The organism is Edaphobacter modestus, from assembly GCF_004217555.1.
Classification (GTDB): Bacteria; Acidobacteriota; Terriglobia; order Terriglobales; family Acidobacteriaceae; genus Edaphobacter; species Edaphobacter modestus.
Genome location: NZ_SHKW01000007.1, coordinates 52,019 through 69,549, shown reverse-complemented (window position 1 = coordinate 69,549; position 17,531 = coordinate 52,019). Strand labels below are relative to the sequence as shown.

Below are 17,531 nucleotides of genomic sequence, written 5' to 3'. Positions count from 1 at the left end.
ACAGGTTCATCACAACAGGCGGCCCGATGAACGATGTATCGAAAACGCCCTTGGCGTGAACGTTCTGATTCACGAATGCTTTGATGTGTGACTAGCAAACGTGTTTCACAGTGCTGGCGACGCTTCCGCACAGTACCTAATGCGATCCTCAGGCCCCGCTGGCCCTGAGCCACAAGAGATAAAAGGCGGTGACGCTTACAATGCCGAGCACCACGACCAAGATCCACACGACGAGTTCCTTTTTTCTAATATTTTCGAGCCGGACGTCGGAGTCGTGTAAATCCCTTCTATCGCTGAACTGGACCGGGTTCCAATATGTAGGTCTGAGTTTCGAAGAGAGTTCCTGCTGGTTTATGCGGACACGTTCCGCGAAATCGTCTTGCACATTATGCGTCATCGCGCCGTTGCCTCCATGTTTCCCACAAAGCTGACGGCTAAACAAATTGCAATTGCCCGGCCATTCGCAACTCCTTGAAAAAGGACACGAAAGAGAAGGCGATACTGACCGCAATCGGGGAACTGCCCAATCTTGGGAAGCGTGGGCGGCTCGCAGGTCAGGGTCTGGGCATGAATCTGTGTTTGTTTATGTTCAGCTGCAGAATCTTTCTGTCCAGGGTTGAGCGCGGAATCCCCAGTCTGGTAGCCGCCCCAGTTGGGCCTGCTACCTTACCGTTGCTTTCAGCCAACGCCGCCTCGATGATCTTCTTTTCCTGATTCTCCAGCGTCTCCATCAACGAACTTGATAAATCGTGCAAGGGTGGTTGCTGATTTGAGAGCCACGCCTCATCTATCCAAAAGGTGTCGCCGCTCAACAAGATCACGGATCGCTCGACAATATTTTGCAATTCCCGGATGTTGCCAGGCCAAGCGTATTTCCGGCACAGTTCCAGTGTCGTTTGGTCTATCTTGCGAATTTGTTTTCCCATCTTCTCGGCGAACCGCTTGACGAGATGCTCGACCAGCATCGGAATATCTTCCTTCCGTTCGCGAAGAGACGGCACCTCGATTGGGAAGACGTTTAACCTATAAAAAAGGTCGGCTCGGAATGTGCCCGCGGCAATTGCAGCCGGCAGATCGCGATTTGTCGCGGCAATTATGCGAACATCCGCCGCAATGACGCGGTTACCGCCCACTCGTTCAAATTGACGCTCCTGAAGGACGCGCAGTAATGCAATCTGCGTTTCGGTGGGAAGCTCGCCGATCTCGTCCAGAAAGATGGTGCCTGAATGTGCCAGTTCAAAGCGTCCCTGACGTTGTTGCAAGGCGCCAGTGAATGCTCCTTTCTCATGGCCAAAAAGCTCCGAAGCGATTAGCGAAGGAGGTATCGAAGCGCAATTCACGCTGATGAATGCGCGGCCGGATCGTCTCGAACACTTATGGGTGGCGCGGGCGATCAGTTCTTTACCGGTACCGGTTTCACCTAATATCAAGACCGTGGAGTCCGTGGGAGCGACTTTTACAACACTCGTAAGTACGCGTTGCAGCAGCGGCGAAGAGCCCACAATCTCCTCAAACATGCAAGCCCCATCGATCTGCTCCCGCAGCACCATATTCTCGTCATGAAGGCGATCTTTGGTTTTGTTTACTTGTTCGTACTGCAAAGCGTTCTTAAGGCTAATGGCAATCTGGTCCGCGATTTGGCCGAGAAATTCAACATCGTGCTCGGCAAAAGAACGCTCGTCTCGACTGGTTAGCTGAAGAACACCCAAAACTCGGTTTCCCGCTGATCAACGGAAGGAAACAACCAGACTGGAACGGGCCCTCTTCCGTGACTCTTCTATAGAAGGCCGGATCGGAACTCCAAATAGAGTTACCTTCCGCGAGGCTGTTCAGCACGAGCGGCTTGGCGCTAAGGAATACAGCTCCGGACAATGATCCTTCAATTGGATACAACGAGCCTTCCTTCATTAAGCCCTTGCTTTCTGGAAAGTCGATCATGTGTTGACGCATCTGTTTGTCTGTACTGTCCGGCCTCGCCAGTCCAACGAAGTCGCAATTAAATATGCGGCGAATCTCGCTCGATATCGCCTGAAACACCTGGCGGAGATCCAAGTCAGAAGCGACGCGATTATTTAGATCCAGCAGCAACCGAAGACGGTCGCGTTCGTGCTGCAACTCGCGTGCAAGGCGTCGTCCCTCCATCAAGTCCGTTTCATTACGGCGCAGCTTCTCCTCTGCCTGTTTGCGGTCTTCAATATCGGTCAGCAAGAGGTTCCAGCGGATGATGCGTCCTTCTGCATCTCGAGCCGGAAGTCCATGTACGTGGAACCAGCGATATGTCCGATTGGCGTCGCAAAGACGGTGCTCGACATCGTAGGGATACCCGGTTTCGAGCGACTGCCTCCAAGCAGCCATCGATTGAGGGCGGTCCTCCGGATGAATCGTATCGGAGACCGCCCAACTGCTCAATGCCTCAAGAGTTTTTCCGAAGTATTCCAGCAGTTGTTGATTGACGGATTCGGTTGTACCTGCGGCTGTCGCAGTACTGATTAGGCCCGGCATGCCATCAACGATTAGTCGAACACTTGGTTCACTTGACATGAGGGCCTCCTCAGCACGCTTGCGATTTTCCAGTTATTCCATTCCATTTGCCCTCCGAAAGGGCCGTCAGCCTCGAAACCCACACGAAGTGTCAAAGCTTCCTGGAATATCTCTCTTGACCGCGGTGACTCTGGTATTGGATCGCAGCCTTCCCGTCCCTCTTCAACGCCTCCCGCGGAGAGACCAGTATGGCCCAGCCAGTTCTGATTGAAGAAGTCTTGGGAATCTCTGGGCGAGCGGACCATTTCGACGCGGGATAGTGTCGACGATACGGGGCATATCCCACGCCTCGACAACTTGTTCGGAGACGTGCCGTGACAATGCCATTTTCGGATTATAGATTTTACTCGAGAGTCGACGATTACTACAAAGGAATTGCATCCCTGACTGAAAGAAAACCATGTTGCGCGACCAGCTGGTTTGGCAATTCATGGTAGCGCCTCCTCACTCGCTATGGTTTGATGGTCACATTCAGCTCAGCTTCCGACCTCTCTCAAGGATTCGTGTCCAACATCGCATTCAAGCAATAATTGGGCACTCTCCAAACGAGAGCATAGTCGCTAGCGTTTTTCTCACCGCGAACCCATCGGTCTACACCCCCGTGCACGAGTCGATCGCACACGGTTGGAGAGAGAAGGAAATGACCCAGGATCCGAGAAGCAGCGCGTCGATTCGCTTCCGTGTCGCGAAATAAGATTGCTGTCGTGCGGAGTGAAGTGGCCGTATAACCGGCTATCCGTTGAAGTGTTTGTGACGTAGTTCAGGGCTCCCAACTGTACGAGATGGCGACTTATGCCAGATTCAATGAGTAATCACGCAGTGAGCACCCAAAGCTGCGAAAACGATCGCTATCCAGACAACAGCGCGGTAGCCGCTTAGGAAGACTCGGTTATTGCGTGCTGAACTATGGTGGCTGCAAGGTGAGGCCGGGCAGCATCAACCTGAGCACGAACGCTCCGGCTCAAGGCCAGTTGAGCGAGGGTATTGATCCAGCGAATGGTTGAAACCGTAACCAGGCACCAGATTTTGATGTCAACCGCGGCAGGCCTGTGAAGGTATCGCGACCTGCCGCAAAGGGAAGATTTAGGCTGCCCTGCTAACCATTTGAACTGACTTCAGAATTTTCAGTAGGTCGGCGTTGACTTCATCCTGGTGCGCAACCGTGAGACCGTGGGGCCTGCCCGGATGGTAAATGTCCTTCGATCCCTTGATCAGCTTGGCCGATTTCTTCACTGAATCTTCTTGAATTTTGTTAAACAGAACTACTCGCAGTTTGTGGTTTTACTTGGTGGGTACCAATATCGGAGCGCCTTTGTCCTTCACGAAGAACACGACGAATTTCGCCGGTTTGGTTTGGCTTGCGTTTCGCCCAATGACGTGGACATCATCCGGGCCTTCATAGAAGGCCTGACCAGGTGTCAGAGTCGTTTCCTTTCCGCCTCTCACCTGCATCACGATCGAGCCTTCCAGCACATAAATAAACCCATATGCATTGTGGCGATGGATTGGATCCTTACCGCCCGGCGGATACTCGACGGTGATCATCAGACCCTCTTTACCAGGAAAGCTCAGGTCTTTCGACATGAGCTCCGTTACCTTAGCCTCTTGTGCTACAAGCGTGCCGGACATGAGACATGCCAGCGCCAAAATCAGTTTTGTGAACGTCATAAAATAACCTTTCGTTTGAGCGACGTCATTCCATGCGTCGTGTGTATTGGTCGGTACTTCGCCGTTATGCGTAGTGGCGGTATCAGCTAGCTTTTTTCTGACTCTCTTTCTCCTTGTTCATCACTGCGACACCTGTGTGCTGAGGCGCACTCGGAATTTGTGCTGCAGGCTGGGTGAGCCAGGTTTGGAAACTGGTCTCGCCGAGTCGTGCGTTATTGTCCGGAACCAGAGTTGTCTCGCTGAGTTTCGCCCCGGAGTAAAGCGCATTTGGGTCAGCGATGACTTCGCGGGGATCCTTGAGTGATGCCATGCGCCGTCGGACTAGTTCATCGATGCGAAACTGTTCGGGGCCACCAATTTCGACGATGCCGTTTACAGGCTGACCTACTGCAATCTTGCCCACGGCACTCGCGACATCGTCGGCAGCCATTGGCTGGAAGAGCACAGATGGCAGTCGCACCTTTTCCCCGTCGAACGAAATGTCGGCGAGGCCCTTGAGGAACTCGAAGAACTGCGTCGCACGCACGACGGAGTAGGGGATAGAAGATTCTCTGATCAGTTTCTCCTGAGCAATCTTTGCCCGGAAGTAGCCGCTTTCGGACATCTGGTCGGTTCCCACAACCGATAATGCAACGTGATGTCCTACCCCTGCGGCCGCTTCATAGGTGAGGAGGTTACGGGTTGATGTCTCAAAGAACTTCAGCACTGCTGCGTCCTCCCAAGAGGGAGAGTTTGATACGTCAACGACTACAGAGGCACCTTTCAGCACTTCGGCCAGCCCCTCGCCCGTGAGGGAGTTGACACCCGAATTCGGTGATGCCGCTACCGCTTCGTGCCCGTGCTCACGAAGCTTGTTGACAAGCTTTGATCCGATGAGTCCAGTACCGCCGATCACTACGATTTTCATGATTTTGCTCCCTTCATTTTCGAACGGTGTTTTCACACGTGCCGGTCGTACTCGCTTAGACCGAATAGCCTGGCGTTTTGTGACACGATGCTGTGCCAATTCGTTGGTTTATTCGAGGCGCACCAAGCGCTGTGATGAGAATGCTTGCGAAAACGAACAGTCGAGAAAATGCTTAGGATGAATTGAATCAAAGGTTTACACGGGTAGTGTTTGAGTTTAAGGAGGGTGGGACAAGCTAGATTTTCGGCGCCGTTTTACAGCACTTTCACAACGTCTTATTCCCGCGATGCGTAATCTGCCACGAGATAGACTATGACCATCGCAATGGCGGAAGAGTCACTATCGCAAACTTTCGAAGCGTCGGCTTATCGGCAACTTCCGGATATCCAGCTCGAGAAGCGTCGAACTTGCCGATAACTCCGTTTTTGAGGAGTTTCGCCAAGACAGGTTTATTCGCAAGCCAGTTCCTGAAGCCGATCGCTGATCCAGATCGGGTGCGTTCCCGCTTCCAGCGCGATCCGCACCGGAGACAGACGGGCATTTTGGCGGGTCTTTTTGCGGCGGCGAAGGGGCTACCCAATGGCAAATGGAAGCGCTTAGGATGGTGGGCTATGCCGCGCTGGATCCTTTTATTTGCAGTGATGCTCGCCGCCTTGCCGTGCCTGACGGAGGAGCGGCCGGAGTATGGTGTGCGGACAGATGGACAGAGAGTGACTTCGCTGGGAGGGCCGGGCACGAAGGCGATAGCGCTGTTTTTTGTGGCTTCGGATTGTCCGATCTCAAACCGGAGCTTTCCCGAGATGAAGAGACTGCGGGAAGAGTTTTCGTCACGAGGTGTCCGTTTCTGGTTTGTGTATCCGAACGTGGGAGAACGGCCGGAGCAGGTGCGCGCGCACCAGTCTGCGTACGATGCTGGCGGCGAGGCTCTGCTGGAAGCGACGGCTGCGCTGGTGCGGATGGCTGGGGCGCGGGTGACACCGGAGGTGTCAGTACTGGTGCCGGATGGCGACTCGCGTTGGAGGCCGGTGTACACCGGGCGCATCGATGACCGCTTTGTTCACATCGGACAGGAGCGTCCGCAGCCTACGGAGCATTTTGCGGAGCGCGCTCTGGCCAGTATGCTGCAGGGCAGGCGGGTGAAGGCGGCGACGGGTGTGCCAGTGGGATGCGGGATTATCAACCCGGGTGTGAGTCCAGGACGATGAGAGCGGCGGCCCTGATGTGTGTGGCGGCTGGCGCCACGGCGATGCTGGCGATGGTGCTGGCGCCACTGCCTCGGGATTCAAGAGTGGTGGTGCATGCGGGGCCGGTGCAGGTGACCTGGCGGCGGCATATTGCTCCGTTGGTCTACAAGAATTGCACGAGTTGCCACCATGACGGCGGGTCGGGGCCGTTTGGGCTGATGACATATGAGGACGCGAAGCGGTGGGGTGGCGTGATGAAGTCGGTGACAGAGAGCCGGTATATGCCTCCTTGGCTGCCTGAGCCCGGCTACGGCACATTTGCGGGGAATAGACGGCTTACGGAGGAGGAAATCGCACTGGTGAAGACGTGGGTGGAGGGCGGGATGCCGGAGGGCGATGGGAGCGCGCCGACGGCACCGGTGTACGGAAGCGATTGGGAACTGGGAGCTCCGGATATGGTGCTGGAGATGGCATCACCGATGCAGATTCCGGCGGGCGGTACGGACTTGTTCGAGAACTTTGTTTTGCCGGTGCCGCTGAAGGAGACGAAGTGGGTGCGGGCGATGGAAATCAAGCCGGGGTCTCCGCAGGTGGTGCACCACGCGAATGTAATTCTTGACCGAACGGCTTCGCTGCGGCGAGCGCACCCGGAAGACTGGCAGAAGGGTGTGCCGGGGATGGACATCCTGGTCGATTCGGGGGAGAGCTTCGATCCGGACAGCCACTTCCTCTTCTGGAAGCCAGACTCGACCGCACTGGTAGAGGCGGAGGGGATGCCGTGGCGGCTGGATGCGGGGAACGATCTTGTGTTGAACATGCACCTGAAGCCGACGGGGAAGGCGGAGAGCGTTCGCGCACGGATTGGGCTTTACTTTGCACAAGAGGCGGCGACGGCGCATCCCATGCTCTTGCAACTGGAGCACGATGCAGCGCTGGATATTCCCGCTGGCCAGGCTGCTTTTGTTGTGAACGATGCGCTGAAGCTGCCGGTAGCAGTAGATGTGCTAGGGATTTATCCGCATGCGCATTACCTGGGAAAGAGGATGGAGGCATGGGCTGTGCTGCCCAATGGCGAACGGCGGTGGCTGGTGCTGATCAAGGATTGGGACATCGACAGGCAGTCGGTGTACCGTTTCGCCAAGCCGGTGTCGCTGCCGAGTGGAAGCGTGGTGCATATGCGCTACGCCTATGACAACTCCGCACGGAATGTACGGAATCCGAACTCACCCCCGGTGCGGGTGCATGCCGGCAACCGTTCAGTGGATGAGATGGGGCACCTCTGGCTGCAGGTGTTGCCCCGTCCGGATAAGAATACTGCGGGGGTGGATCCGCGGATGCAACTGGAGCGCGCGTGGATGGAGAACCGCCTGCGGAAGAACGAGAAGGACGATATTGCCCTTTATAATCTGGCTTCGCTGACGATGATGGAGGGCGATGGAGCGCAGGCGGTTAAGTTGTATCGGCGCGTGCTGGAGAGGCGGCCGGACGATGTGCGAACGATCACTTCGCTGGGGACCGCGATGGAAGCAAGCGGCGACTGGCAGCAAGCGCAGGCCCAGTATCGCGCGGCGATGGCGAAGGACTCGAACTATGCGGATGCGGTATTTGACCTGGCGGCTCTGGACCTGCGACATGGCTCTGTGGCCGAGGCGGAGCAGCTGTTTCGCGGGTTGATTATCGCCCATCCGGAGGACTCCGGGGCTCGGGCCGGACTTGGAAGCGCGTTACTGGCAAGCGATCGCCCGGCCGAGGCGAAGATTGAGTTCGAGAGCGCGCTTGCGCGGGCCCCGGAGAGTTTTGAGGCGCTCTATGGGCTGGCGCGCATCGCGGTGGGCGACGGAGATCTGCCAGGAGCGGAGCCCCTGCTGTTGCGGGCAATCGCGGGGCGGGATGATGGGGAGGCACAGCGGCTGCTGGCCATGGTGTATGCAGGCATGGGAAGGATGGAGAAGGCAGTGGAACATCTACTTGCGTGGCAGAAGTTACAGCCCCTCGAGGCGGAGCCCCATCGCGCGCTGGCGCAGGTGTACAGCCAGATGGGGCGGATGCAAGATGCGATTCGTGAACAGAAGACAGTAGGGACGCTGGTGCAGGGATTGGCGGACGACTGGAACGATCTCGGCGTGATGGAGGCGCAGGCCGGAGATAAGGCCGCCGCGCGCCGCGACCTGGAGCACGCGTTGCAGCTTGAGCCTGGAAATAAGGCTGCGCAGGCGAATCTGCGCAGGCTATAGGGGAGGGACCGGGCGTGACGATCGCGCCGTATTCCGGAGTAATGCCGCAAAGTCTGGCGGTCTCAACCGGTCGATGCCACACCATCTGATATGAATCATTTTTCTAAAGGTGGTGTTTATGACACAAGGAAAACGGGACAGGCTTTCCGCGGAGCAGAGGACCGAGATGTGGCGCCGTTGGAAGTCGGGCGAGTCGTTGCATGAGATTGGGCGCGCCTTCGGCAAGACCATGGATCCATTCAGTTCTTGTTGTCGCAGCGGGGCGGGATAGTTCCGGCCGCTCGTCGGCGCTCGCTGCGAACGCTGACGGTGGCCGAGCGGGAAGACATCTCACGAGGAATTGCTTCCGGTTCGTCGATTCGGGAGATAGCCAAAGGGTTGCAGCGGGCTGCGTCGACGGTGAGCCGGGAGGTGGCGCGCCACGGCGGGGGTCCACTCTATCGAGCCAATGAAGCCGATCATCAGGCCTGGGAGTCGGCTCTGCGACCCAAGGCGTGCCTTCTTGCGACCCGCAGGAAGCTGCGGACGATCGTTGCCAGTAAACTGATCCTGGACTGGTCGCCGGAACAGATTTCGGGATGGTTGAAGATACGGTATCCCAAGAACGAGAGCATGCGCGTGTCCCACGAAACCATTTACCGCAGCTTATTCATCCAGGCACGAGGAGTGTTGAAGAAAGAAAGAGCTGATTCAGCACCTGCGGTCCAAGCGGTGTATCCGCTGCTCACGGCACTCTCGGGCTGGCGGACAGTCCCGAGGTCAGATCGTCGATGCCATCTCCATTCGGGAAAGACCTGCAGAAATTGAAGACCGCGCCATTCCCGGTCATTGGGAGGGCGATCTGCTCGGCGGCACCAGGAACAGTCACATCGCAACACTGGTGGAACGACATTCGCGTTTTACCATCCTGGTCAAAGTGCCCAGCAAAGACACAGCGACGGTCGTCGCCGCGCTGAGCCGGCAGGTTCGTAAGCTCCCCGTGTCCCTGCGGCGCTCGTTGACGTGGGACCGAGGGCTGGAGATGGCCAAACACAAGAGCTTCACGGTGGCCACGAATGTGAAAGTCTACTTCTGTGATCCGCAGAGCCCTTGGCAGCGCGGCACCAACGAAAACACGAACGGGCTGCTGCGACAGTACCTCCCTAAAAAAACCGCCTTGTCCGGCTATTCTCAATCCGATCTCGACAAAGTAGCGCTGCGCTTAAATCAACGCCCGCGAAAAACCTTGGGCTTTGAAACTCCTGCGAGTAAACTCCAAGCCGGTGTTGCATCGACCGGTTGAGACCGCCCTGGCTTATCGGCAAGTTCGATTGAAGTTGCCGATAACCTCGTTTTGCGAGAACTATGAATCGGTGGGATTGTTTCCGAGTTGTCGACCATCCACCCGAAACTCCGAGGAACGCCAACCGAACAACTCGCTGAGTGAATCGCCCTGTAGTCAACAACCGAGACGCGACTGAGATTCGTTGGATATTGGCCGACTCTTATCGGTACCAATCTGGCCTTATGTACGCGCGGAATCACTTCTTCTGTAAGCGAGCGGATCTCTGGCGACTACATCAATGGTGCCGTCACGGTCTCGTCTCTGGCAATCGCTAACGCGGTAATAAGTTCGTCAGAACGGCAAACCCATCCAAAGAAGAGTTCGATTCGTGCAAGCGCTGATTCGTGCAGCTCGAGATTCATGTCTGCAGTGCAGTCGGAAAGGGCCAGGGCGTTATATTCCAGAAACACCGCGTCACGCAGTGTTGACTCCACACAGACAGTCGTCGTCCCACCCGTAAATATGAGTGTTTGTATAGCCCGTTCACTCAGCCGTCATGGAGATTCGTTCCCCAGAAGCCGCTGAAACGAGTCTTCGTCACGACCACATCGAACGGAAGTGGAGCGAGTTCTGCCACAATCTCTGCTGATGGGCTGTCGTGAACAAGGGGGTTCTGACCTTCGCCACTCCAGGCTAGACCATCCATCATCTGCCGAGTTCTTGATCCTGGTCTTCCAGCATCTTCCATATCCGGCTTGAACTCGGACTTGAGGTGAATAACGGTCATCCCGGTCGCGCGAGCATATGGCAGAAGGCGTGAGATGCGGGGGATGATATTTCGCATCGCGACGAAGGGTGGCGCTTCTGTAAAGTGTCGTTGAATGTCAACCACAATCAGTGCTGTTCTGTCGGGCACCAATTGAAGAGAACTGCCCATCCCAGGAGGCCGCTGTTCCAGAGCGAGGGGCTGAACAGAGATAACACCATTGTCGAAGAGCACTTCCCGAATCGGCTCGAACATCGTTGACCTCAGGTCTTTGACTGACTTGTCACATAGTAGATTTGCGTCGTCTTTTCTTAATTCCAAGTCATAAGCGACGTGCCAACAGTACGGATGAGGTTTGCTCTCTCGCACACCACCTGAATAGGTAGTTTAAACGTTTTCTACGGCGAACCATCGAGCGCCAGACTATTCGAGTTGCGCAGAATCCCGTGGCGGTGCGCGAACGACGCCGCCTCTGTTCGATTGGAGGATCCTGTTTGTTGAAAATATTTCGCAGGTGATAAGCGACGGTGTTGAGACTCACGAAGAGGTCTTCGGCGATCTGCTGGTTCGTCCTGCCTGTGGCTAACAACCGAATCACCTCTGCTTCGCGCTCTGACAATCCTCCTGGGTAAGAAGCTGCCTCGTCCGTCTGCGCCACGGCAGATAAAGCTGACGAGTTATCGCCATCGATCAGGCCGCCAAATAATGCTCCGCGCATCTTCGCTTCCAGGTGCGGATGTTCGTGGCGGAGGCTCAAGATTCGGTGATTCGTCTCCGAGTCGCCAGCCCCAATAAATGCCATGTTGGAGACACGATCAGGGGATCGAAGCGCAAACTGGCAGGCCATCAGTGCGGCGTCGCCCATCGCGCAAACGCCAACGCGATCGAGGTGGAGGAAGGTCAATACTGCCTGAATGTGGCTCTGTTGCATTAACTCTGTTGGTCGCAGTTCGTCCGTTGCGCGGTTTGCATCAGGCAGCGATAACGAAGATGTCGAACAGCTTGTTTACGAAGCGCACCTCGTCTTTGACATGCGGCTTGCACGTAAGGCAATGTCCTCGGCGGATCATCCGCATCACCTCGAACCTCTTCATCATAGCGGCGGCGGTCTTCATTGTCTGAAAGCCTCGCGTGGGGCGAATGACTCGCTTCAGTGCGCCATGGTCCGCTTCAATGATGTTGTTCAGATACTTGCACGTGCGATGCTTGGGATTGCTTGATAGCTTGCCTTCTCGTTGCAGCCGGCTAATGGCTTTTGGATAAGAGCCGAGTTGGTCCGTGGTGATGGAGGACGGCGGCCAGTGGCGCATTGTCGTCAACGCTTTTCGCAGGAAGCGATGGGCCGCACGGGTGTTTCGCCGATCCATCAACATGAAGTCGATCAACCGGCCATGCTTGTCGACGGCCCGGAACAGGTACTTCCAGTGGGGCTCTGTTGCATTAACTTTTCGAGCCACAAACTGTAGGGGGTGAAGGTAGCGCTTGCCCGCTACAGCTTGTATGCCGAGAAGCTAATTTTGAGCTAATGCAACAGAGCCGATAAAGGACGCATTACGGATCTGGATATCTATGGAGGGATTTCAAGCCCAACAGGAATAAGAACGGACACGCACGACACGGTTCCTCACGGAGTTGTCCACGGCAGTCGCGTAACCTCACCGCGTATCCTGATCGGATATTTTCCGGACTGGCGCGATGGTCTTGAGGCGTATGGGCGGGTCAATGCGATGATTCATCCGCCTCTGAAATGGACGGCCGGTGCTCCCATGGGATGGAATAGCTGGGCTGCCTATGCTGACAAGATCGATGCGAAGCGTTATCTCGGATCTGCCGCATTTGTAAAAGACGAGCTTGTGCCCAAGGGATTCGGGAACCACAAACTGGTTTATGTCAACCTTGACGCGTTCTGGTCTCGCCTCGATGCAGTACAGTTGCGTGATGCGGTTGCCACAATCAAGGCAATGCATGGATCGGATGGCACACGTTTTGAGCCCGGAATTTATTGGACGCCATTTGCGTATTGGTCCGATGATCTCGATGCTTATGTAGAAGGCACGATGATGAAGTATCGCTACCGCGATATTCTTCTTAAAGCACCTGATGGATCGTTGCTTCCTAAAGTCGATGGCGGGCTAGCGATCGATCCTTCTCACCCTGGAACGAAGGCGCGAACAGCATACTATCTGCAACAGTTTATGAATCTGGGCTTCCAATATTTGAAGCTGGATTTTCTCTCTCATGGCGCTCTTGAAGGTGTCCACTTCGATCCAATGGTTCAGACAGGTATTCAGGCTTACAACGCAGGCATGAAACAGATCGTCGATGAAGTAGGCGATCGCATGTTCCTCAGCCTTTCCATCGCTCCTCTTTTCCCGTCGGGATATGGTCATGCCCGCCGCCTCTCCTGCGATACGAAAGGGCATATTAATGGTGGAGATCAAAGCACGGAATATATGCTGAACTCGCTGACTTATGGCTGGTGGTCGAATGGCAGTCTCTACATAACCGATCCGGATCATGTTGTGCTTGGTGAAAGTGCCGATCAAGGAGCACGAAACGTGGCAGAAGGTAAAAGCCGTCTGCTCTCGGCCGTCATAAGCGGGGAATGATTCTCGATAGCAGCCGCCTTGCGGATGACCCACATGGCTGGGATCTGGCAAAGGCGGTCTACAACGACGAGAAATGGTTTGCTGTCGCCTCCGAGGGGAAGTCTTTTCGCCCGGTGGAGGGGGGCACCGGCGATCGGGCCGCAGAGGTTTTCATGCGTCCTTCGGAGCGTGGAGTCTACATTGCAGTCTTTAATTACGACGACAAGAATCCGCACAGCATAGACATTCCACTTCAAAGGATCAACAAAAACTCAGCTCCATCTTCAGCTGTTACCGTAACGGATGTTTCCACTGGAGCCACAAGCAGTCTTGCACAGGCAGCTGTCCAGATTCAGTTGTTACCGTCGGAGTCCAGGCTGCTGGAGCTACGTTGGCGTTGAAGTGTAGCGAGTAGAGTGAATGTGATCCCATTTCGATCAGGGGAAACGTTTAGAAAATTGATATGACGATTTCATCGATCTGTATTTTGCATATCTGCCGAAAACTGTCCGCGACGGCGGCGCTCATCACGTTTGTCTCTTCAGTTGCCCCCGCCCAGATGCAGAATACAATGTCCCATGAAGGAATAACCTCCCGCATGGAGAGATGGTGTGTTCCAGGTTGATGTGCCGGGGGTGGTTGGCCGTTCCGACATCATTCTCCAGCGTCCGAATCTCGACAAAACGGAAGCAATGCCTCTCGGTAATGGACGACTCGGCTTAGGCGTGTGGTCACAAGACGGCTATACGGCGCAGCTCAATCGTGGAGACACCTGGCCATTTCGACTCTCTCCGGGACACGTTGTTCTTCCTGGACTCAAAAAACTTGCAGGAGCTTCCGACTACTCAGCTCGATTGAATTTATATGACGGAGAGTTTATCGAGCATGGTGCAGGAATGACCGCTGTCACCTATGTGGACGAGACTGCGGATGCGATGGTGGTTGAGGTGCGAGGCGCGGATGCGAACATCGCTCAAATTGCAGAACTCAAACTCTGGCCGGGAAGAAGCGCGAAGGTGCTTGTCGGAGACACGGTGGGCGTTCTTTCAGAGACATGGAGAGACGCCAATGAGATGGGAGCCAGTGGGCTGACATTCGGCTCTCTAAGTGCTATTCGCGTCGATGCGCGCGACAGCAAGATTTCTGCCGTGGACCCGTTGTGCATCAGAATCACTTTTCACCCAAAGAGCGACGGCTCATTTCGCGTTCTTGTTGCGGCACCGGAATGGCGGGGCGGCAATGCAATGGGAGCGGGTGTTGCTGTACTGAGCAAGGCGACGGCTTTAGCGTTCCAGGATCATCGAGCATGGTGGCATTCCTTCTGGGCCTCTGCTGCATTGATGAAACTCTCTTCGCCAGACCATTTCGCTGAGTATTTTGAGAACCTTCGCGCAATCGATCTGTTTACAACTGCGGCTGAGAGCAGGGATCGCCTGCCCGGCTCGCAGGCAGGCATTGGAGATCTGTTCTCATCTTTCGGAGATGACCACCACTGGGGCCCTTCCGCTTATTGGCACTGGAACCTCCGCATGCAGGTGTCAGCCAATCTGGGAGCAGGACTTGGGCGTTTCAACGAACCTTATTTCAACCTCTACAACGACAATCTGGACGCCGTCTCACAATGGACGCGTAATCATATGGACGGGCGCCCTGGAATCTGTATTCCCGAGACCATGCGCTTCAACGGTCAAGGCTATGAGAATGAGACATGGCTGAAGAGTCCTGGGATCAACTGCACAGCGATCGGCCGCCCCTATTACAACGCGCGTACCATTTCAACCGGCGCTGAAGTTGCTCTCTGGGTGTGGCAACAGTTTCTCTATACCGACGACCTGGTTTTCTCGAGTCGCACTATCCGCTTATGCGAAGCGCAGCACAGTTCTTGCTGGCCTATGCGCGTCGGGACGCCTCGGGCACTCTCTACACCTATCCTTCGAACGCACACGAATCGAACTGGGATGTTCGCAATCCAACGACAGATGTCGCGGCGATGCATGCTCTTTTCCCTGCTCTGATACAAGCGGCTGCTGCGCTGAATATCGATGACGAGGTCGTGCAGGCTGCTAAGGCGGCGCTGACATCCTTGCCCGATCTGCCGTTGATGCTCCCGGGAACGAATGCTTTACTTGCGAAGAATGAGCGCACCAATCCCAACGCGGTGATTGCGAACTCCTACAATCTGACTGCGATTGTCCACAACCAGGAAAATCTTGGCCTGGAACCGGTTTGGCCGTATTCGTTGATTGGCGATGATGGGCCTCTTCATGCTCTTGGAGTCAGGACATTCATGCAACGGACGAATAAAGCAATGGCAGATTGGAGTGCTGACCCGGTCCAGGCGGCACGGCTTGGCCTGGGAGAAGAGATGAAAACTGCGCTCCATGTGGTTACGGAGCGATATCAGTTCTACCCTTCGGGGCTGGCGCAGCTGACCGACGCACCTGAGTTCTATGTGGAACAGGTTGGCGTTGTGGCCGACGCTCTTCAGAACGGTTTAGTGCAGGATTACGACGGTCTTGTCCGGATCAAAGCCGCATGGCCGGACGATTGGGATGCTGACGGCACTGTCGTCGTGCAGCACGGGGACAAGGTTCACCTGCAAGTACGAAAGGGAAAGATCATCAGCCTTGGCGTTCAAGCTGCGCAATCCGGCAACTTGAAGATGCGCAACCCATGGCCGGGTCGGGCTATAAAGATTGTTCCCAACAAGCAACAACCATACATTCCGACTCGAGATTCAAAGGATACCTTTACGATGAAGCTGCAAGCAGAGGTCTCATACCGGATCATCCCAGAGCAGGAGAATGAGGATCAGCTTCCATTCGCTCCTGTTACTGGCAGTCTTTCGATGACACCAAAAAAACAGGGATCCCGATCAATTGGCCTTCTCGCTCGCTAGTAATCAAAGGATAGTTTCGTTTTTTAGCATTCATTTGCGAGATGGCATGCTGACGTGGCCTTCGCTTGAACTGTACGCTTTGTGTCTCCAGTTTTTTGCGATCTGGTTGTTGGCGGATGGAAGGTCGGCGCAATTGCCGCATGCACCCTCAGCATTCAGCGAAGCGGGTCTACTAAAATCTCATATGAGAAGGCCTTCCTCTTGTATCCGGAACTCGGCAAGCGCGTTTGGGCAGGGCACATAACGAGTCCTGACAAACGTTCTTCTCGTCACTCAACTCCCGGATCGTCGGCAACTCGGAGAGCGCCGGGTTAAACCGGCATGTTGTAGGGGATGGAAGAGCCCTACCGGAAAGGAAGTAGCGAATCCATCCTGACCTTGAGTCTTGCAGGGACATCGCGAGGTGTTTCTTGAAGCGTAGACAGAGGCATCGGTGGGCGGGGCGATTGAGCTGCGAAAAGCCCGTAGATCAGGATGCCGAACTCCATTCCGAGTAGGAGGAAGGCGACACGGCAGCCGCGATATACGCGAGTGGCTATCCGGTCCTGCGTAGTCTGAGAACCCGCGCACACTGAGAAACAACATGCAGTGCAGCGAAGCTAACTGCTGATCCAGCAGGGGTAGGACCTGCCAGTAGAACTTGCCCAGTTGCTACTGTAGTCATACCGGACGGCAGGGAAAGTAATTTCTCTGACCGAAAGCTCCGGAGTAAAAGTCTCAGCCGGCAAAGCGCGAGCAGCGTCGGGTCCGTCAGGGAGGCGAGCAAGTCAGCAGGCCGCAGCACAAGCGAACCGTTAGCCGCGAAAATTTCTCCCCGCCGGTAGCGGACTGTGGAGGGATGCATGAGAATGCCGAATCTGTTGCATGTAGATGAAGGCTGCGTCGTCAGTGAAGGAACTGGGTATAAGCAACTGGCGAATTCTCCGTGGTCGAAGAGGGCAGCATGCTGAAAAGAATTAGCAGTGAAAGCTCGGAACCACTCGTGGGCAGCCTAGGCGCTCTCGCACAGTATCGGTTCTTGTATAACCGGCATGGCCGGGAAATCGGGGAGTGTTCATGAGTGGCTCGGATGAGGTCAATAAGTGTTGATGGACAGAGACAATATAACCCTGACCGGAGCGAGGATCTCTGGGGTAAGGCCGTGAGGCCCTAATGACGGTATTACGAAGAGAATTCCTGCCCGGCTCAGAACGGCAGTCCAGGTCTCAGTCTCGGACGGATACGAAGGGTGAAGGCAAACGGTCTGTTGCGTTGCGCATGCCGGGAGCAGGCTTAAACAGCGCGACAGACAGGAAGGCATCACCTGAAAGGGTCAGCCTTGAAGCCGTACCGGGGAAAACCCGCCGTACGGAATTTTAGAGGGGATTATGGAAACGGCGGCATCATTCGAAGCCCGCTTAGCGCCATGACCCTACTCTACCGAGAACCGGGAGATCTCCAGCACGCCTTGGTCTGACGATCAAGCCGGTCCGCGAAGGCC

The 17,531-nt window shown here is 55.4% G+C and carries 15 protein-coding genes and 1 pseudogene; 6 read left to right on the top strand and 10 right to left on the bottom strand.

Annotated features, from left to right (window positions below; all coding sequences use genetic code 11):
* Window positions 1-148 precede the first annotated feature (148 nt).
* The 6 genes from BDD14_RS29385 to BDD14_RS29365 all read right to left on the bottom strand — a co-directional run bounded on the left by BDD14_RS29385 (window position 149) and on the right by BDD14_RS29365 (window position 5,116).
* Window positions 149-397, bottom strand: a complete 249-nt coding sequence (locus tag BDD14_RS29385) for a hypothetical protein (RefSeq protein ID WP_130424866.1) — start codon at window positions 395-397, stop codon at window positions 149-151.
* 157 nt (window positions 398-554) lie between these two features.
* Window positions 555-1,709: a sigma 54-interacting transcriptional regulator gene (locus BDD14_RS29380; RefSeq protein WP_130424864.1), complete on the bottom strand. Its 1,155-nt coding sequence runs from the start codon at window positions 1,707-1,709 to the stop codon at window positions 555-557.
* Window positions 1,651-2,541, bottom strand: a complete 891-nt coding sequence (locus BDD14_RS33930; protein ID WP_130424862.1) for a PAS domain-containing protein — start codon at window positions 2,539-2,541, stop codon at window positions 1,651-1,653. Before BDD14_RS33930 ends, BDD14_RS29380 begins: the two co-directional genes overlap by 59 nt.
* A 1,083-nt stretch (window positions 2,542-3,624) precedes the next feature.
* Window positions 3,625-3,774: a hypothetical protein gene (locus tag BDD14_RS32175; RefSeq protein ID WP_165420399.1), complete on the bottom strand. Its 150-nt coding sequence runs from the start codon at window positions 3,772-3,774 to the stop codon at window positions 3,625-3,627.
* Between the two features lie 48 nt (window positions 3,775-3,822).
* Window positions 3,823-4,209, bottom strand: a complete 387-nt coding sequence (locus BDD14_RS29370; RefSeq protein WP_130424860.1) for a cupin domain-containing protein — start codon at window positions 4,207-4,209, stop codon at window positions 3,823-3,825.
* 82 nt (window positions 4,210-4,291) lie between these two features.
* Complete coding sequence (locus tag BDD14_RS29365; protein ID WP_130424858.1) at window positions 4,292-5,116, bottom strand: SDR family oxidoreductase; 825 nt, start codon at window positions 5,114-5,116, stop codon at window positions 4,292-4,294.
* A 611-nt stretch (window positions 5,117-5,727) separates the two neighbouring features.
* Here BDD14_RS29365 and BDD14_RS29360 point away from each other — a divergent pair.
* The 3 genes and pseudogenes from BDD14_RS29360 (at window position 5,728) to BDD14_RS29350 (ending at window position 9,816) form a co-directional block, all read left to right on the top strand.
* Window positions 5,728-6,321 (top strand): thioredoxin domain-containing protein, encoded by a 594-nt coding sequence (locus BDD14_RS29360; protein ID WP_165420398.1) that lies wholly within the window; start codon window positions 5,728-5,730, stop codon window positions 6,319-6,321.
* Window positions 6,318-8,534: a tetratricopeptide repeat protein gene (locus BDD14_RS29355; protein ID WP_165420397.1), complete on the top strand. Its 2,217-nt coding sequence runs from the start codon at window positions 6,318-6,320 to the stop codon at window positions 8,532-8,534. The genes BDD14_RS29360 and BDD14_RS29355 overlap by 4 nt, the downstream gene beginning before the upstream one ends.
* Window positions 8,535-8,652: 118 nt before the next feature.
* Window positions 8,653-9,816 (top strand): annotated as a pseudogene (locus BDD14_RS29350) (IS30 family transposase).
* A 272-nt stretch (window positions 9,817-10,088) separates the two neighbouring features.
* Here the strand turns inward: BDD14_RS29350 and BDD14_RS34880 are convergent.
* The 4 genes from BDD14_RS34880 to BDD14_RS29330 all read right to left on the bottom strand — a co-directional run bounded on the left by BDD14_RS34880 (window position 10,089) and on the right by BDD14_RS29330 (window position 12,021).
* The gene (locus tag BDD14_RS34880) at window positions 10,089-10,292 is read right to left on the bottom strand and encodes an isochorismatase family protein (RefSeq protein WP_423201824.1); all 204 of its coding nucleotides are present in this window, start codon (window positions 10,290-10,292) and stop codon (window positions 10,089-10,091) included.
* Between the two features lie 53 nt (window positions 10,293-10,345).
* Window positions 10,346-10,819, bottom strand: a complete 474-nt coding sequence (locus BDD14_RS29340; RefSeq protein ID WP_130424852.1) for a cysteine hydrolase family protein — start codon at window positions 10,817-10,819, stop codon at window positions 10,346-10,348.
* 67 nt (window positions 10,820-10,886) lie between these two features.
* Window positions 10,887-11,495, bottom strand: a complete 609-nt coding sequence (locus tag BDD14_RS29335) for a helix-turn-helix domain-containing protein (protein WP_207231934.1) — start codon at window positions 11,493-11,495, stop codon at window positions 10,887-10,889.
* 40 nt (window positions 11,496-11,535) lie between these two features.
* The gene (locus tag BDD14_RS29330; protein WP_165420396.1) at window positions 11,536-12,021 is read right to left on the bottom strand and encodes an IS6 family transposase; all 486 of its coding nucleotides are present in this window, start codon (window positions 12,019-12,021) and stop codon (window positions 11,536-11,538) included.
* A 309-nt stretch (window positions 12,022-12,330) separates the two neighbouring features.
* Between BDD14_RS29330 and BDD14_RS29325 the strand changes: the two genes are divergently transcribed.
* The 3 genes from BDD14_RS29325 to BDD14_RS29310 all read left to right on the top strand — a co-directional run bounded on the left by BDD14_RS29325 (window position 12,331) and on the right by BDD14_RS29310 (window position 16,051).
* A complete protein-coding gene (locus BDD14_RS29325; protein WP_130424844.1) occupies window positions 12,331-13,173 on the top strand; it encodes an alpha-galactosidase in 843 nt (280 codons plus the stop codon).
* Window positions 13,170-13,553, top strand: a complete 384-nt coding sequence (locus tag BDD14_RS29320; RefSeq protein ID WP_130424842.1) for a hypothetical protein — start codon at window positions 13,170-13,172, stop codon at window positions 13,551-13,553. The genes BDD14_RS29325 and BDD14_RS29320 overlap by 4 nt, the downstream gene beginning before the upstream one ends.
* 1,460 nt (window positions 13,554-15,013) lie before the next feature.
* Window positions 15,014-16,051: a hypothetical protein gene (locus tag BDD14_RS29310; protein WP_423201823.1), complete on the top strand. Its 1,038-nt coding sequence runs from the start codon at window positions 15,014-15,016 to the stop codon at window positions 16,049-16,051.
* Window positions 16,052-17,531 lie beyond the last annotated feature (1,480 nt).

Coding starts and splice junctions, on each gene's coding strand:
- BDD14_RS29385 (WP_130424866.1), bottom strand. CDS start 397: ATGACGCATAATGTGCAAGACGATTTCGCGGAACGTGTCCGCATAAAC.
- BDD14_RS33930 (WP_130424862.1), bottom strand. CDS start 2,541: ATGTCAAGTGAACCAAGTGTTCGACTAATCGTTGATGGCATGCCGGGC.
- BDD14_RS29370 (WP_130424860.1), bottom strand. CDS start 4,209: ATGACGTTCACAAAACTGATTTTGGCGCTGGCATGTCTCATGTCCGGC.
- BDD14_RS29365 (WP_130424858.1), bottom strand. CDS start 5,116: ATGAAAATCGTAGTGATCGGCGGTACTGGACTCATCGGATCAAAGCTT.
- BDD14_RS29360 (WP_165420398.1), top strand. CDS start 5,728: ATGCCGCGCTGGATCCTTTTATTTGCAGTGATGCTCGCCGCCTTGCCG.
- BDD14_RS29355 (WP_165420397.1), top strand. CDS start 6,318: ATGAGAGCGGCGGCCCTGATGTGTGTGGCGGCTGGCGCCACGGCGATG.
- BDD14_RS29340 (WP_130424852.1), bottom strand. CDS start 10,819: ATGTTCGAGCCGATTCGGGAAGTGCTCTTCGACAATGGTGTTATCTCT.
- BDD14_RS29335 (WP_207231934.1), bottom strand. CDS start 11,495: ATGCAACAGAGCCACATTCAGGCAGTATTGACCTTCCTCCACCTCGAT.
- BDD14_RS29325 (WP_130424844.1), top strand. CDS start 12,331: ATGGGATGGAATAGCTGGGCTGCCTATGCTGACAAGATCGATGCGAAG.
- BDD14_RS29320 (WP_130424842.1), top strand. CDS start 13,170: ATGATTCTCGATAGCAGCCGCCTTGCGGATGACCCACATGGCTGGGAT.
- BDD14_RS29310 (WP_423201823.1), top strand. CDS start 15,014: ATGCGAAGCGCAGCACAGTTCTTGCTGGCCTATGCGCGTCGGGACGCC.